This window comes from Paenibacillus filicis (assembly GCF_038070315.1).
GTDB lineage: Bacteria > Bacillota > Bacilli > Paenibacillales > NBRC-103111 > Paenibacillus_G > Paenibacillus_G filicis.
Genome location: NZ_JBBPCC010000015.1, coordinates 83,844 through 99,240, shown reverse-complemented (window position 1 = coordinate 99,240; position 15,397 = coordinate 83,844). Strand labels below are relative to the sequence as shown.

Below are 15,397 nucleotides of genomic sequence, written 5' to 3'. Positions count from 1 at the left end.
AAAAAGCCCGGAGCATCCGGGCTTTTTCCTGTCTTCACGCACTTATTAGTTCGCGATGAACTCTTGAACCCATTCGCCGTTGTAGAAAGCAACGCCGATCTTCGTGTAGTTCGGGCTCAAGATATTTTGTCTGTGGCCGGCGCTATTCATCCAGGCGTTCATAACTTCCTGTGGATCGCGTTGTCCCTTGGCGATATTCTCGCCGGCATACGAGTATTGAATACCGTATTTCTTCATCATATCGAACGGGGAACCGTAAGTTGGCGAATTATGGTCAAAGTAGTTCAGGTTGTACATGTCTTTGGCCTTGTCGAGTGCCATGTTGGCAAGGGCCGGATCGCTTGTCAGCGGCGACAGACCAGCCTTGGCGCGCTCCGCATTCACCAGGCTTACGACCTGATCGGCATAAGCCGAAGCGGTGTCTGTAGCTGGCTTGCTTGGAGCTGTCGGAGCTTCCGTCTGACCATTTCCTGGAGCCGGGGTTGTAACGGGAGCTTCGGTACCCGGAGCCGGTGTGTCAGTGTCTGGAGTTTCCGCTGGAGCTTGTCCTTCATCCGGAGCGGCAGAGCCATTATCCGGATTCTCAGAACCTGTACCCGGCGTTGTTGGAGCTTGTCCATGGTCGTTACCAGAGCCACCTTGCCCTGGATAAACATAATGAATTTCCGGGCATACTATGCGAAGATTCGCACCCTGCAGCTTCTGCAGCAGATCACTCAGGGACAATCCGTATTGTTGCTGTAGACGATTGACCAACTGATCAGGATTGATAGTGCCTGTCGTTGGAGTTGCTGCAAACGCGGAACCTGCTCCGACGACAACGCTTAACGCCAGTGCACCTGTCAATACTGTCTTTTTGAAAAACATTTCTTTCATCCTCTCCTTATTGTGGCCTACGAGGTTAGCTGACGGGTTCGGGTCAAAGAGCAATCACCCGGCCGCGAGAAGCGGCTTCACCCCAAAACATTGGGTTCCCCGTGCTTCTAGTAGAAGCTTCGGCCTTCTTTTTTCCGCGAAGATCAATCGATGTAAGCCCATCGTGTTTCCTGCGGTTGCTTCATGGTAACATGATATAACTCTCGAATCATTGCATAATGATTTCCATGCGCTAGTTTTTATGCCAAGAAACCGGGCAAACTCAGCATTTTCGTGTATGCACAAATGACAAGTATTCTACTATACCCGTATTTTCAAAGGCTTGCCGATGGTTCGAGTGGGAGTGGAACGATAACGAATATAACGCATACCGGCAGGAGCAGCGACCCCGGAATTGTTGCAGGAGATTAGGAGGGAAGAATCTGTAAAGAATGCGTGTAGGTTATTGCCGACTTTTCTAAGCGTGTGCTATTCTAACATACGGTGCGCAGCAAGCCATAAGGCTTGACCTGGCACAGGCACATACATAGAGAGAAGGCGTATATTCCATGGGAGTGCAGCAAGCAGCCATCGGCTCCTCAAGCAAGGAAAAAAGGTTTCCTATTGCCCTGATTTCGTTAACCGCAGGAGCATTTGCGATAGGGATGACAGAGTTCGTGATTATGGGTTTACTGCCTAATGTTGCGGCAGATCTGGACGTCAGCATTCCCAAAGCGGGCCAACTGATCACAGGCTACGCGCTGGGCGTCGCGATCGGAGCGCCGGTCCTGGCGTTAGCGACATCGAGGCTTCCCCAGAAAGTGTTATTGTGCATTCTCATGGTCTTATTCATTATCGGTAACGGGATTGCCGCTGTTGCTCCCACTTATACGGTGCTGATGCTGGCCCGGCTATTCACTTCGCTGGCGCACGGCACCTTCTTCGGAGTCGGGTCGGTCATCGCTGCCAATCTGGTTGCACCGAACCGGCGGGCAGCGGCCGTCTCGGTCATGATGGCGGGACTCACGGTCGCCAATATTATCGGGGTGCCCTTCGGCACCTTCATCGGTCAGAATATGGGCTGGAGAGCTGCTTTCCTGGCCGTCGTCGTCATGGGGATTATTACGCTGGTAGGCATTGTCGCCTTGATTCCGAAAATCCCGCATGATCCATCCTCCAGCTTTATCCGGCAGATCAGGGCGCTCGGCCAGCCTAAGCTGCTGACGGTGCTGCTGGCGGGCGCTATCGGCTGCAGCAGCTTGTTCGCAGTCTTCACGTATATCGCGCCGCTGCTGCAGGAAGTGACGGGCTTAGCTGAGCATAACGTCACGTGGGTGCTCGTGCTATTCGGCATCGGAGTCACGATCGGGAATATCGTAGGCGGCAAGCTCGCCGATTGGAAGCTGATGCCTACGCTGATGGTCGGGTTTCTGCTGCTGGCGGTTCTTCTGGCTGTGCTCGGTGTGACCGCACATATCCCGGTGCTGGCGATCGCGACGATCTTTCTGTGGGGTGTGGCTTCCTTTGGCGTGCTTCCCGGACTGCAGGTTCGGATTATGTCACTGGCCAAGGACGCTCCCGCGCTAGCTTCCACTTCGAATCACTCGGCCTTGAATCTCGGAAACGCAGGCGGGGCTTATCTGGGCGGGGTTGTGATTACACAGGCAGGTCTCGGATTCCTTCCTTGGGCCGGCGCGCTGATGTCCCTGATGGGACTGGTCATTACGGTAATCATCTTCCGTTGGGATCGCCGTACAGCCAGATAATTGGTAGTAGCGATTGGCTATCATAACAGTAGATTCAGCATAATAGGTTAAATAGAACCAAGCAGGGACAGTGAGCGTCTACGGACGGCTCTGCTGTCCCTGTTTCATTGTGACGATGAACGGCCGCTGATGTGGATAGACGTGAGTTTTACACGGCTGCGCGTGTACGGTGGAGAAGGGGAATGCTGGAAGTGGGTGCTACGGATATGATATGGTTATAGTTAACATAACGAGGCAGGACGGAGGCACGATCGATGTCGGGCTTTACAGAGGATTACGGATTTCATCCGGTATTATGGCAATGGTTTGCCGGCCGGTTCGGAGAGCCGACCGAGGTTCAGAAGCAGGCGTGGGTGCGTATCCAATCAGGGGACCATACGCTGATTTCCTCGCCGACCGGGTCAGGCAAGACGCTGGCGGCGCTGCTGCCCTGTCTGAACCGGATCTTGAGAAGCAAGGAAAGTGATGCGGAAGCCTACGTCCCTGGTGTGCGCACCTTGGTCGTGACTCCGCTGAAGGCGCTCAATAACGATATTCATCACCATCTGCTGCAATTTCTCGAAGAGATTCAGGCGGCACTGGTGCTATCTGGCGTTCCTCAGACACAAGGAACGATCACGGCTGCCGTACGGACCGGAGATACGACGCAGAGCACCCGCGCCTCGATGCTGCGAACGCCGCCGGATGTGCTGGTAACAACTCCAGAATCGCTGTATCTGCTGCTGACCTCCCCCCGGGCGCGGGAAATTCTGAAGACAGTGGAGCATGTCATTGTCGATGAGATTCATGATCTCGCCGCGGATAAGCGTGGGGTTCATCTGTCGCTGACCCTGGAGCGGCTGCAGGCCTGGTGTTCAGCCCCGGTACAGCGTATCGGCGTATCCGCGACGCAGAAGCCGATCGAGCGGGTCGCACGTTACCTGGGCGGCTGGGACGGTGACAGTCCCCGCGAGGTCGGGATTGTCGAGAGCCGGGCGGATAAGAAATATTCGCTGCTGGTGACGGTGCCGGAGAGACCGCGTCCTGGCGCGGACAAGGAGGAGATCTGGACGCCGCTGGTGAAGCGGCTGCTGGAGCTGATGGAGGGCAGCCGTACGGCGCTGATCTTCGCGAACAGTCGCAGATTATGCGAGCGTCTGACGCTGCGACTGAACGACTATGCCGGGTATGAGATGGCCCGCAGCCATCACGGCAGCGTCGCCCGCGAGAAGCGGCTCGAGGTGGAGCGGATGCTCAAGGAAGGCGAGCTCCGCTGTCTCGTCGCCACCTCGTCGCTGGAGCTCGGCATCGACGTCGGGCATGTCGATCTGGTGCTGCAGATCGACTCGCCGTTCAGCGCAGCCTCGGGCATCCAGCGGATCGGCCGGGCCGGGCACGGCGTCGGTGAAGTCAGCCGCGGCGTGCTCGTCGCCCGCAGCCGCAGCTTCCTGCCGGAGCTGGCGGTGCTCGCCCGGCGTATCCGCGCGCGCGACATCGAGGCCATCCGCCTTCCTCGGGGCGGCCTCGATGTGTTGGCGCAGCAGGTGGTCGCCCTCGTCAGCCTCGGCGACGAGTGGGATGTGCCTGGCCTGGAGCGCCTGATCGCCGGAAGTGATAGCTTCCGCGGGGTGTCCCGCGACAGGCTGCTGGCTATGCTCGAGATGCTGGCGGGCTTCTATCCGTTCGTGCGCCCGCTTATTGCCTGGGACCGCGAAACCGGCCGCCTGGAGCGGCTGGCGGCTACGCCGATGGCCGCGCTCGTCGGAGCGGGTACGATCCCGCAGAGCACGGCATATCCCGTGCATCATAACGAGACCGGGCTTCATCTGGGCGAGCTGGATGAAGAATATATCCAGGAGTCGTCCGTTGGTGACGTGTTCCAGCTCGGGACCGCATCCTGGCGGATCGTCCGCATCCGGCCGGAGCGAATCTATGTCCGCGAAGCGGAGAACCGCTACAGCGAAATTCCGTTCTGGCGTGGTGAGACGGGCGGCAAGTCTTATGAGCTGGGCGTACAGACGGGCGAGCTATGGCGCGAGTTGAGAGGCCGGCTGCAGGCGGAGCCAGCGGAGCAACAGGTGGAAGGCAATGGCCGGAATGAACGGCTGCTGGAGCCGAGAAGTACGGCGCTAGAAGCCGGGGATGAGGGGGTTTTCAAGCATGCAGAGGGCGGCTTGGAATCTGAGGCTGGGCTCGAAGTCAGGTTCGAGACTGGACGGGGAGCAGCCTACAAGTCCGGCTCCGAGCCTGAAGCTGGAGAAGGGCACATTGCCCTCGACCTGGCCACTCAGGAGTGGCTGATGGCTGAATTCGACCTGGACGCGGAGGCCGCTACGAGTCTGACCGGACTCGTGCGCAATCAGATGGCGGTCGCTCCGGTGCCGACGGACCGGACGATGGTGATCGAATCGTTCGCAGACGAGCAGAACCATACGCATTACATCGTACACAGCCTGCTCGGGCGTAAACTGAATCGCACCTGGCTGATGGCTTTGACCCGCAAACTGCAGGAAGCCGGACACCAGGCACTGTATACGAATGCTCGTGACAATGGCATCGAGCTGATCTTCTCCAGCTACGACGTGTCGATCATCCGGGCTATCCGATCTCTCGCCTGGACGGAGGCTGAGCCGCTGGTCGTGCAGGCAGTATCGCAGTCACCGATGTTCAGCGGCGCCTTCCAGCGCCAGGCTGAGACCTCGCTGCTGCTGTCACGCAGCTTCACTCGTATGCCTGCGTGGAAGAAGCGGCTGCGCAGCCAGGAGCTGCTCAAGGACGCCTTGCCCTTCCGGGAGCGGTTTCCGCTGTTCCAGGAGGCGATGCGGGAATGCCTGGAGGAGCATGTCGATCTGGAAAATCTCCGGCTCGTGCTGGAGTCTATTCAAGCGGGTGAGATCGCGTTTGCCGAGCATCGCGGGCATGCTCCGTCCCCGCTCGCAGCCCAGTTCCAAGCCGACTACGTGCAGACGCGGCTGTACGAATCCGATGCGCTGCCGCAGGATCTGCAGGCGGAGCTGCTCGGCTTCAGCCGGCAGCTGGCGGCTGAGGTATTCGGTGCGGACGCCGTATGCCAAGCGGTTCATCCGCAAGCGCTGGCCGCGGAGGAGCAGCGGCTGGAGCAGGCGGGCTTAGCCTGGTCCGGCGCAGATAGCGTGCAGCGGCATCTGAAGGAGTGGGGCGAGGCAACACTGGAGGAGCTGCGCGAGGCTGCTCCTGCGGCCGCTGGGCAGCTGGCCGAATGGCTGAATGAGCTGGAGCAGCGGAGAGTCGTCGCGACTGTGGCGCTGCGGAAGCGCAAGTATTATATCAGCCGGGATGAGCAGGCGCTGTATGAGAGCCTGAATGAATCGGCGGAGGCAAGAGCGTTCATCCTGCAGCGGTACAGCGATCATGCCATCTCCGTGACGCTGGAGGAGATCGCGGGCAGGTACGGGCTGGAGCGGACCGCAGCCGAGGACTGGCTGCAGAGCGCTCTGGAGGAGGGCCGGATGGAGGCGTCGCCTTTCTCTGATCCGCAGGAGACCGGGCTGTGGACGAGCCGTAAGGTAGCGTCCCGGCTAATCCGGACGTCGCTGCAGATGTACCGCCGGAATGGAGAAGCGGTGCCGGGCTTGACCTATCTCCGGCATATGCCGCTATTCGTCAAACTCGGCGAGAGCTCATCCCTTACCGGAGACGAGCGGCTGCGCGAGCTGATCGCGGATTTGCAGGGCTACTTCCTGCCCGTATCGCTCTGGGAGTCGCTCCTGTTCCCGGCCAGACACCCGGCATACCGCAAGCAGGAGCTGGATCTCCTCTGTTCTTCGGGGGATGTCCTCTGGATCGGACGCAAGCAGCCGGAGGAGAAGGAAGGACGAATGGCCTTTTTTCTGGCGGAAAGCGAGGAGCTGTTCCAGCCTTATCTGGCAGGGAATTTGGCTCCGGACCGGCCGGCTCCTCATCCGAAGCTGCTGAGCCTCTTGCAGGAGAAAGGGGCCGTCTTCCTGACCAAGCTATCGATCGAGACGGGCCAGGCTCCCTCGGAGCTGCTGGCCGAATTGCTGGACCTTGTCTGGGACGGCCGGGCGGCCAATGATCAATTCGCGCCGATCCGGCTTCATGCCCAGGGCAAGAGCAAGAAGACCGACAAATTCCAGTCGGGACTCGGGCGGTGGTACCCGTTCGAGTCGCTGTACAATCCCGGCTTCGACCAGGAGGCGTCCGCCTTGGCCTGGGTCCGGCATCTGCTCGGGAGCTATGGCTTGATCACCAAGGAGCTGATCGCATTTGCCTCCCCGTACGCGTGGGAGACGGTGCTGCCACTGCTCAGACAATTAGAGGAATGGGGCGTCGTGGTGCGCGGGCTGTTTATTCAGGACCTGCATCAGCTGCAGTTCGCCTCCAAGGATTTTGTTACGCAGCTGTATCAGGCGGGGGAAGCCTCGTCTCCGGTTTCTGCGAAGTCTAGCGACGAGCCGCTGACGCTGCTGAATGCCGTGGACCCGGCCAATCCGTTTGGCCTGCTGCTTCCGTGGCCGGAGATGCCCGGACTTTCGTTCTCACGCAAGCCCGGCAATTATATGGTCTTTCAGGGAAACCGCTGGCTGTACTGGATCGAAAACAACGGGAAGCGGATCTACGAGGTCGAAGGCCGTCTGTCCGGCATGAGGGCGGCAGATGCAGAAGAGGTTGAGGGAATGGATGAGATCAGCCGGCAGTTGAAGGCGGTCTTCCGGTTGTTTCTGAAGCATCAGCAGCTTCGCAAGATCGTAGTCGAAAGCTGGAACGGCGTGCGTATCTCCGATGCGCCTGAGCAGCAGTATCTGCAGGCGCTCGGAGCGGAGAAGGACCGGCATCACTATGTACTGTGGCCGAGTCAGCTTCAAGGCTGACCGGCTGCTGTTAGGACCGAGGTGTGCCGGGGGCTTTGCGCTGGCAGACATCGGGTTGTGGCTTCTGTTGCCGGGTTAATTTCCGGTAGGCGGAAGCCGTTTTTTTTGCTAGGATTAGGGACAGAGCCGCAAGACGGCTTCAGCACATATGGAGAGAGGTTATGGCTTTGAAGATTCGATTAGCTGTTATAGAGGACATTCCGTCCATTCTGGTTATTTATAATGAAGCGGTGGCCAATACGGTGGCGACATTCGATACGGTACCTCGTACGCTGGAGCAGCAGGAGGAATGGTTTGCGCAGCACGGGGATGCCTACCCTGTGATGGTCGCCGAATATAATGGGATCATTGCCGGTTGGAGTTCGCTTAACCGTTATTCCGACCGCCAGGCATATGCCCGCACCAGCGAGCTGTCTCTTTATATCCACCCGGATTACCGGGGGCAAGGCATCGGTCGCCAGCTGCTGGAGGTCATGTTGAGGGAAGGCAAGGAGGCCGGGCTGCATACGGTGCTGTCCCGGATCGAGGAGAGCAATGAGGCGAGCCTGCATTTGCACCGGGCTTACGGATTCGAGACGGTGGGGACGATGCGCGAGGTTGGCGTCAAATTCGGCCGGCTGCTGAATGTCGTGCTGATGCAGAAGATGTTGTAATTTTCTGGTATATTCTGTAAAACTATAGTCCAGGTGTGATATTTATCACAGTGAACCGGGAACGAGGTCCGCATAATGAGAGGTAGATTACATCTACCTCTCATTAGACATATCAAAAAGGCGGGCTATCGTATGAAGGCAGGCATCGTAACGAAAGTGATTTCTATGGTACTTATTGCTGTTCTGGCAAGCGTCTGTTCCATGCTGGGAATCGGATTTTACGTGAATTACAAGCAAATCGACCGGGCGGCCGGTGAGGAGCTGATCGGCTGCGCGAGCATCACGTCGGGCTTATTGTCCAAGGAGGACATCAGGCAGCTCGGCCGGGGAACTTCGGAAGAGCTCCAGGGCAAGGTCGACTGGATCGTCGACCATAAGCCGATCTTTATGAATGCAGCCATTCTCGGTACGGACGGCACGATCCTAGTGGCGGACAAGCACTTGCAGCAGCAAGGGCTGAAGGCCGGGGACAAGATCCCGCTCGATGCCGATGCGGTAGCGATGGTGGAGTCGATGAGACATCCGGCGGCTTCGCAAATTTACAGCTTCAATGGGATCGATCGTAAAACGGGCTACGCGCCTATATTCGCCGATCATGATGCGTCAGGGGCTATCGTCGCCCTGATGACTGTTGATTTCAACGCAGATATCGTGTCCCAGCGGACATGGGACATGCTCGGCTACACGATTAAGACGGGCGGTATCTTCCCTGTACTGTCGGCCGTAGGCGCTTTCTTCGTGATCCGCCGGATGATCCGGCCGATTGAAACGATCAGCCGGCGCGTGCAGGAAATCGCCGAAGGGGATCTTCAGGGTAAGCCTATACCTGAAGGGAGTCGGGATGAACTCGGCGTACTCGCCCAGTCGGTCAACCGGATGACAATCAATCTGCGTGAGATCGTCTCCGGCATTCAGCAGACCAGCAGGACGGTGAGCGGCACGACGCGGGAGCTGACAGCCGATGCCGACGGCTCCCTCCAGTCCGTGCATGCGATGACGGCTGCTGTCCGTCAGATTGCTACAGGCGCTCAGATGCAGGAGGCCGGGACACGGGGCAGTGCGCTGGCGATGGAGGAGATGGCCCGGGGCGTGAGCCGGATCGCGGCTTCCTCGATCAGCGTGACGGAGATGATGCGGGACACGCTCGGCCAAGCCGAGCAGGGCAGCGAAGCGCTGGCCCGCGTCCGGCGGCAGATGAACGGCATCGGCGACAGTGTGGAGCGGACCTCGGCTATCGCGGGGGAGCTGCAGGAACGCTCGGGTCAGGTGGGCGATATCGCCCAGATGATGAAGGAGGTCGCGTACCAGACCAACCTGCTTGCGCTTAATGCCTCGATCGAGGCTTCTCGGGCTGGCGAGCACGGACGAGGCTTCTCGGTCGTGGCCGGGGAGATTCGGAAGCTGGCTGAGCAGTCTCGCCACTCGTCCGAGCAGGTCTCCGAGCTGATCGAAGCGATCCGTGAGCGCATCGCCCGGATGGATGAATCGATGAGCCTTGAGACGAGCGAGGTCGCTTCGGGCCGGGAGGTCGTGGAGCGTCTGACGGAGGTGTTCACCAGCATCTTGCGGCAGGCCGAGCTGACGCATGAGCAGATCGCGGATATTTCCGCCGCTTCGGAGCAAATCTCCGCCGGTACCGAGGAGGTCAATGGCTCGGTGCATGAGATTGCCGAGATCTCCAAGCGCTCCGCAGAGGAAGCTGGCAGCGTGACGAAGCTCGCGACCGGCCAACTGGAAGCACTGGAACAGATGACGCAGAGTGCCCGCGAGATCGAGCAGGTGAATGCGGAGCTGGCTGAGGCGGTGAGCCGGTTTAAGTTATAGGGGATTGAGACGTGTTTAATAGAGAGTGTCTGACCGCCTGCGATGCAGGTGGGCTGGTATCTTGGAGGAGCCGGTTCTGTTCAATTAGTTGAACCGATGTATTATGAAAATACACAACTGGACAGGGGGACGTTACGCTTCGTCTCTATAATGTTAAATCCACAAACGAAAAGGAGCTTTGTCACTCTGAAGTGGCATGTACAAAAGCTCAAGGACATCGCGAGATTAACGTTAGCATGAAGTATTGGCATCTAAGGAACCAAGCAAGGCAAAAGCTCCGCAGTGAAGAAGGCTACGCCCTGGTCGTAAGGCGCATGACTGAGCCAGAGCCAGTGTTTGGTGACATGAAAAGCAACCGAGGATTTAAAAGGTTCTTGCTTCGTGGCTTACCCAAAGTAATTCAGGAGGTCGGGTGTCTTTCTCTAGCCCACAATTTGCTCAAGAAAGCAGCGGTGGATATAAAAAACGGAGGAGCTAAGCGAGAATAGGTCGCTTAGCTCCTCCATTTTTTATTGAATTTGGGTTAGCTGGTTTATGGTATAATATAATGGTATAAGCCTTCGGGGGTGATTGTATGCGCTGGGAAGAAGTACAGGAGCGTTTTCCGAATGAATGGGTGGTTCTTGAAGCAACGAAGGCTCGTTCTGCGGATGGTCATCGTTACATTGAGGAAATGGTTGTTGTGGATAGGTATGAGGATTCTACGTCAGCGATGCGTCGATACAGCGAGTTGCACAAGCAGGAGCCGCATCGTGAATATTGCTTTTTTCATACATCCCGTCCCGCTTTAGTAGCCCGTGAACGCTATGTCGGAGTTCGGGGGCCTCGATGAATCTGGATGTCGATTTTGGGTTGCCGTTTGTGTCCGTTATTGTTCAGTTTCGTGGCCAAAACTTGAAGCTAGAAAAAGTACTATTAGACACAGGGTCGGCGAGAACGATTTTTAAAGCAGATGTTGTTGGGGAAATAGGGGTTGTTCCAGAGGCGGGGGATGCAGTGGATTCGATCCAAGGTGTTGGGGGAATCGAGTACGTATACACGAAGACCTTTGATTGGATTCAATTCGACAGTCTATGTCTAGAGCATTTCCAAGTAGAAATTGGGAGTATGGATTACGGAATAGACATTGACGGCATCCTTGGCTTTGATTATATACGTGCAGCGGGCTTGATGATTGATAGTGTGAAATTACAGGTCTATTCGTTGGCAGACTAAAAAGAGCTACTGACCTCTTACAAATGTTGTATGAAACACAAGAATGAATTGTGGAATAGCCCTGCCAGGGCTTGGCCCCACAGCTTGACTCGATTTTCACAGCCCGATATAATGGGAGATATGTGAAATTTCGACCGGGTCACTATGCCCTATAGGAGGCGGCAGAAGGCACCCCATTCGGGGTGCTTTCTCGTATTTGCGGGCCTGGTGAGGCTGTATAGACGGAAAGGGGTTCATTCAGGATGAATTACAAGGAATGGCTGGCGGGACAAACGGCAACAAGGCTGGAGGGCGTAAGCGAGGAGGCGCTGGCGGAGTGGATCGAGTATCCGCCCAATCCGCAGATGGGCGACCTGTCGCTGCCATGCTTCAAGCTGAGCAAGCAGCTGCGTAAGGCTCCCCAGCAAATCGCTGAAAGCCTGGTACAGGGCTGGGAAGGCAATCCGCTGGTAGAGCGCGTGGAGGCCGTATCCGGCTATTTCAACGTGTTTCTCAATAAATCCGCTTATGCGACTGAAGTCGTAGGCGAAGTGCTCGCGCAGGGCGAGCGGTTCGGGTCTCAGAATATCGGACAGGGACGCAGCATTCCGATCGACTACTCGTCACCGAACATCGCGAAGACGTTCCACATCGGTCACCTGCGCTCGACCGTGATCGGCGGGGCGTTGTACCGGATTTTCAATTTCTTGGGCTACAAGAGCGTGGGCATCAACCACTTGGGCGACTGGGGCACCCAGTTCGGCAAGCTGATCGTGGCGTACAAGCTCTGGGGAGATAAGGATGCGGTGGAAGCGGACGGCATCGCCGAGCTTCAACGTATCTACGTGAAGTTCCATGATGAGGCGGATGTGCGTCCGGAGCTGGAGGACGAGGCTCGCGCCTGGTTCGTCAAGCTGGAGCAGGGTGACGAGGAAGCGACCAAGCTGTGGCGCTGGTTTGTCGAGATCAGCCTGAAGGAATTCCATAAAATGTACGATCTGCTCGGCGTGAAGTTTGATTCGTATGCCGGGGAGAGCTTCTATAACGATCAAATGGCGGCCGTGCTGGAAGAGCTCAAGGCCAAGTCGCTGCTGGAGGAAGATGGCGGCGCACTTCTCGTCAAGCTGGAAGACTACAACATGCCTCCGGCACTGATGGTCAAGAAGGACGGCGGTACGCTGTACCATACGCGTGACGTGACGGCAGCCATCTACCGCAAGAAGACCTATGATTTCGAGAAGGCCGTCTATGTGACGGACGCGGGGCAAAGCCTCCACTTCCAGCAGTTGTTCAAGGTCATCGAGCTGATGGGCTACGACTGGGCGAAGCAGATGGTGCATGTGCCGTTCGGCAAAGTCAGCCTGGAGGGCGCGAAGCTGTCGACGCGCAAGGGCAACGTCATCAATCTCGAGGAGCTGCTGACCAAGGCGATCGAGAAGACGCGGGAGATTATCGAGGAGAAAAATCCCGAGCTGGAGAACAAAGAAGAGGTTGCCCGCCAGGTCGGTGTCGGCGCGATCATCTTCAACGATCTGAGCAATAACCGCGTGAAGGATATCGTCTTCTCATGGGATGAGGCGTTGAACTTCGAGGGTGAAACGGGGCCGTACGTGCAGTACGCGCATGCTCGTGCCTGCAGCATCCTGCGCCGGGCGGAAGCAGACGCATCGGTCAGCACGCCTGATCTGGGCCTGCTGACCGATCCGTCGGAGCAGGGACTTGTACGCGAGCTGTATATTTTCCGAGAGCGTGTCGTCCAGGCGATGGACAAGCTGGAGCCTTCCATCATCAGCCGTTACCTCATCGATCTGGCCCAAGCGTTCAACCGCTTCTACCGCGAATGTCCGATCCTGAAGTCGGACGTGCCGGCTGATGTGAAAAACGCACGCCTGGCACTAGTGAAGGCTGCGACGATTGTGCTGACGAGCGGCCTGGCCTTGATCGGTCTGGAAGCGCCGGAGAAAATGTAAAATCCGCTGGCAATGTGCCTGGCGAAGCAAAGCGAAGAGCCTTCATCCAGCTGTAGAAGCAGCTGGATGAAGGCTTTTTTTAGACGGCGCGAGGAGTATAGCGCGAATAGGCAAGTGGGACCGGAGTTGAGCCTCATGCCTCGCAACCAATCGCTCTCACTTGCGGAGCATCTACACTAAACACATCCGCGCAGCCAGCAAGCTAACGGCCGCGGTGCTTGGCTTTGGCTTTCTGAACGGCGAGCTCGCGCTTGCGTGCCTGCTCGGCTTCCTTCTGCTCACGCGAAACGGTGCGCCGTGTCTTCTTGCGGTGCTCCAGCTCCAGGGCCAGCGCCTGCTTCGCCATGCTGTGGATGCCCGTGCGGTTCATTTCCTTGGCGGCTTGACGTGCCAACCGCTTCGGATTGATGCGGCAATGCTCCCGCAAATCTGGCGCATCCAGGCTGCTGCTCATCCGCGCGAACAGCGGAAGCAGGTCGCGGTCGATAAATTCGAGCACCTCGGCATCATGAGGCTCCTGGCCGAATATATGCCGGACGGCGTGGTAACGCCCGCCCGATTCCATCTCCGCTACGCCTACCCAAAACTCGCCTTCCCAAAAAACCGTCAGCTTCATGATCATCAAATCCTCCCTCAAATTCCATACAGAGCGAGGGACATCCCGAGGGGGAAGGATACGACGCGAAGCGGGCTGGCGTCAGGCTGGCTAGCTGATCTCATTGTCCGTTCGAACCGACAATTATCATCAAGCAAGCTGCCTAGACTCAGGTTCCGGCTTAGCGCATCCGGACTACCGACCGGACCGTGATTTTACGCTCTGCTTTTATTATAAAGCGTGCTCTGGCGTTTGTCGCTACCCTGACTTGCTCATACTAATAAGACTTATAAGCGAAGGAGAGGTATCATGGGCAAAAGCGACGAGCTGGTTAAATACGTCACCGAACGGGTTGTCCGTTATATAGACACGCCTAGGGAAGTCCGCAAGCAGGCAAGAGCCGGACGTAAGGAAACGAGGGAGCGGTGGGAGGTGCGCTGGTTCGGCATGCTGCCGCTCGCTCTGGGGATGTGGAGGAAGCGCTGGTTCGGGAGGAAGGAGAAAGGCTCCTGACGGAAGGTGAGAAAAATAAAAAAAGGAAAAGCTTCTTGCACCCGAGTCTCGCTGATCCTCGCAGAAGGACCGGCATGCCTCAAGGGAACGCGGGAAGCTTTTCTATATAGGGAAGTGAGGAGAAAAACCATAGGTTAAGGGTAAAAATGGCCTAGATGCGTCAACGCATCAAGCGGGAGATAGCGGTCGTCATCCTGGATGACCTGGACATACCGGTCGCTGCCGGACCACTCGTGGTAGCCGGATACGCCGAGCGGCGTAATCACCTTACCGCTGTACAGCTCGGCCGCGAATACGGGAGGCGTTCCCGCCTTGATCTGTGACTGCAGCAGCGCAAAGCTAGGGTCTGCTGCAGATGGCGTCCCCTTTACCCAGGAGAGCCTGGCATAAGGATCTGCGGGAGTAGTATGGCCTGCTTGAACTATAGTATGCTGGGCCTCGGTTTTGGTGAACGTTTGCAAGGAAGAGGAGGGCTCAGGGAAGCCTCCCGCAGTCATGAATGGAAGCTCCTCGCCAGTCTTGGCATCGATGTACCAGATGCGGTCCGCGTTGTCCACAGTCACCTTCCAAACTGCCTGCAGCGGGTTCCAATAATAAGGCTCGGCGCGATAAGTATATTCGATGAGTTCGAGCCGTACCAAGCTTCGGTACAGCGTATTTTGGCTGAACAGCGGGAAGCTGCCTTTGCCGTATTCCGTCAGACGGTAGCTGCCTTTCTCGTCGGCATGGACGATCAAGTAGCCGATTTCCTGCTCGCCGGAGCGGAGGAGAACGACCCAGCCGTGTGTGCCAGGACCCAGAGGCTGGCTTGTCCAGTCGGCATGTGCCCATTTCTCGAAGCCCGGCTGCCTGGACAATTCACCGACATACCCGGCAACGGCTGCTTTGAGATCCTGGCTTAGAGGACCGGCAGGCGGATTGCCTGGTACGGCTATTCCGTGAGTGGCTGGAGCTGCCGGAAGTGCTGCAGCTTCTCCGGATGGAGCAACGGCTGGAGATACCGACTGAATAGCTGCGCTGGCATCCTGCGAGGCAAAGCCCGCTGATGTATTCGCCGCAGGTCCCAGGACAAGCAAGCTGGTTCCCAGAGCGACGGAAGAGAGGAGGAGCACTACTTTTCTCATGAACATTCACCTGCTTCACCTTGGAGTCGGTGCATATCGCCTCGACCTGCGCC

Annotated in this window: 10 protein-coding genes, 1 pseudogene and 1 riboswitch; of the genes and pseudogenes, 8 read left to right on the top strand and 3 right to left on the bottom strand. The window is 57.4% G+C overall.

The window, feature by feature from the left end; translation table 11 throughout:
• Positions 1-45: 45 nt before the first annotated feature.
• Positions 46-876: a CAP domain-containing protein gene (locus WMW72_RS21660; protein WP_341417650.1), complete on the bottom strand. Its 831-nt coding sequence runs from the start codon at positions 874-876 to the stop codon at positions 46-48.
• A riboswitch (cyclic di-AMP (ydaO/yuaA leader) is annotated at positions 876-1,011 on the bottom strand. Its footprint overlaps the gene before it by 1 nt.
• Positions 1,012-1,424: 413 nt before the next feature.
• Here WMW72_RS21660 and WMW72_RS21655 point away from each other — a divergent pair.
• The 7 genes and pseudogenes from WMW72_RS21655 to argS all read left to right on the top strand — a co-directional run bounded on the left by WMW72_RS21655 (position 1,425) and on the right by argS (position 13,112).
• Positions 1,425-2,621, top strand: coding sequence for an MFS transporter (locus WMW72_RS21655; protein WP_341417649.1), 1,197 nt, complete (start codon positions 1,425-1,427; stop codon positions 2,619-2,621).
• 254 nt (positions 2,622-2,875) lie between these two features.
• Entirely contained in the window at positions 2,876-7,471 is a 4,596-nt protein-coding gene (locus WMW72_RS21650) for a DEAD/DEAH box helicase (RefSeq protein WP_341417648.1), read from the top strand.
• Positions 7,472-7,638: 167 nt separating this feature from the next.
• Entirely contained in the window at positions 7,639-8,124 is a 486-nt protein-coding gene (locus WMW72_RS21645) for a GNAT family N-acetyltransferase (protein ID WP_341417647.1), read from the top strand.
• Between the two features lie 132 nt (positions 8,125-8,256).
• Positions 8,257-9,948, top strand: coding sequence for a methyl-accepting chemotaxis protein (locus WMW72_RS21640; RefSeq protein ID WP_341417646.1), 1,692 nt, complete (start codon positions 8,257-8,259; stop codon positions 9,946-9,948).
• 194 nt (positions 9,949-10,142) lie between these two features.
• Positions 10,143-10,436, top strand: a pseudogene (locus tag WMW72_RS21635) (transposase); the annotation flags it as partial.
• Positions 10,437-10,776: 340 nt separating this feature from the next.
• On the top strand, positions 10,777-11,163 hold the full coding sequence (locus WMW72_RS21630; RefSeq protein ID WP_341417645.1) for a retropepsin-like aspartic protease: 387 nt from the start codon (positions 10,777-10,779) through the stop codon (positions 11,161-11,163).
• A gap of 242 nt (positions 11,164-11,405) precedes the next feature.
• Positions 11,406-13,112, top strand: a complete 1,707-nt coding sequence (gene argS, locus WMW72_RS21625; protein WP_341417644.1) for an arginine--tRNA ligase — start codon at positions 11,406-11,408, stop codon at positions 13,110-13,112.
• 202 nt (positions 13,113-13,314) lie between these two features.
• On the opposite strand, the gene WMW72_RS21620 is transcribed toward argS, so the two are convergent.
• The gene (locus WMW72_RS21620) at positions 13,315-13,728 is read right to left on the bottom strand and encodes a YjdF family protein (protein ID WP_341417643.1); all 414 of its coding nucleotides are present in this window, start codon (positions 13,726-13,728) and stop codon (positions 13,315-13,317) included.
• Positions 13,729-14,016: 288 nt separating this feature from the next.
• Between WMW72_RS21620 and WMW72_RS21615 the strand changes: the two genes are divergently transcribed.
• Positions 14,017-14,220 (top strand): YqzE family protein, encoded by a 204-nt coding sequence (locus WMW72_RS21615; protein WP_341417642.1) that lies wholly within the window; start codon positions 14,017-14,019, stop codon positions 14,218-14,220.
• Positions 14,221-14,354: 134 nt separating this feature from the next.
• Here WMW72_RS21615 and WMW72_RS21610 read toward each other — a convergent pair whose 3' ends face one another.
• A complete protein-coding gene (locus WMW72_RS21610) occupies positions 14,355-15,344 on the bottom strand; it encodes a hypothetical protein (RefSeq protein ID WP_341417641.1) in 990 nt (329 codons plus the stop codon).
• Between the last annotated feature and the right edge of the window lie 53 nt (positions 15,345-15,397).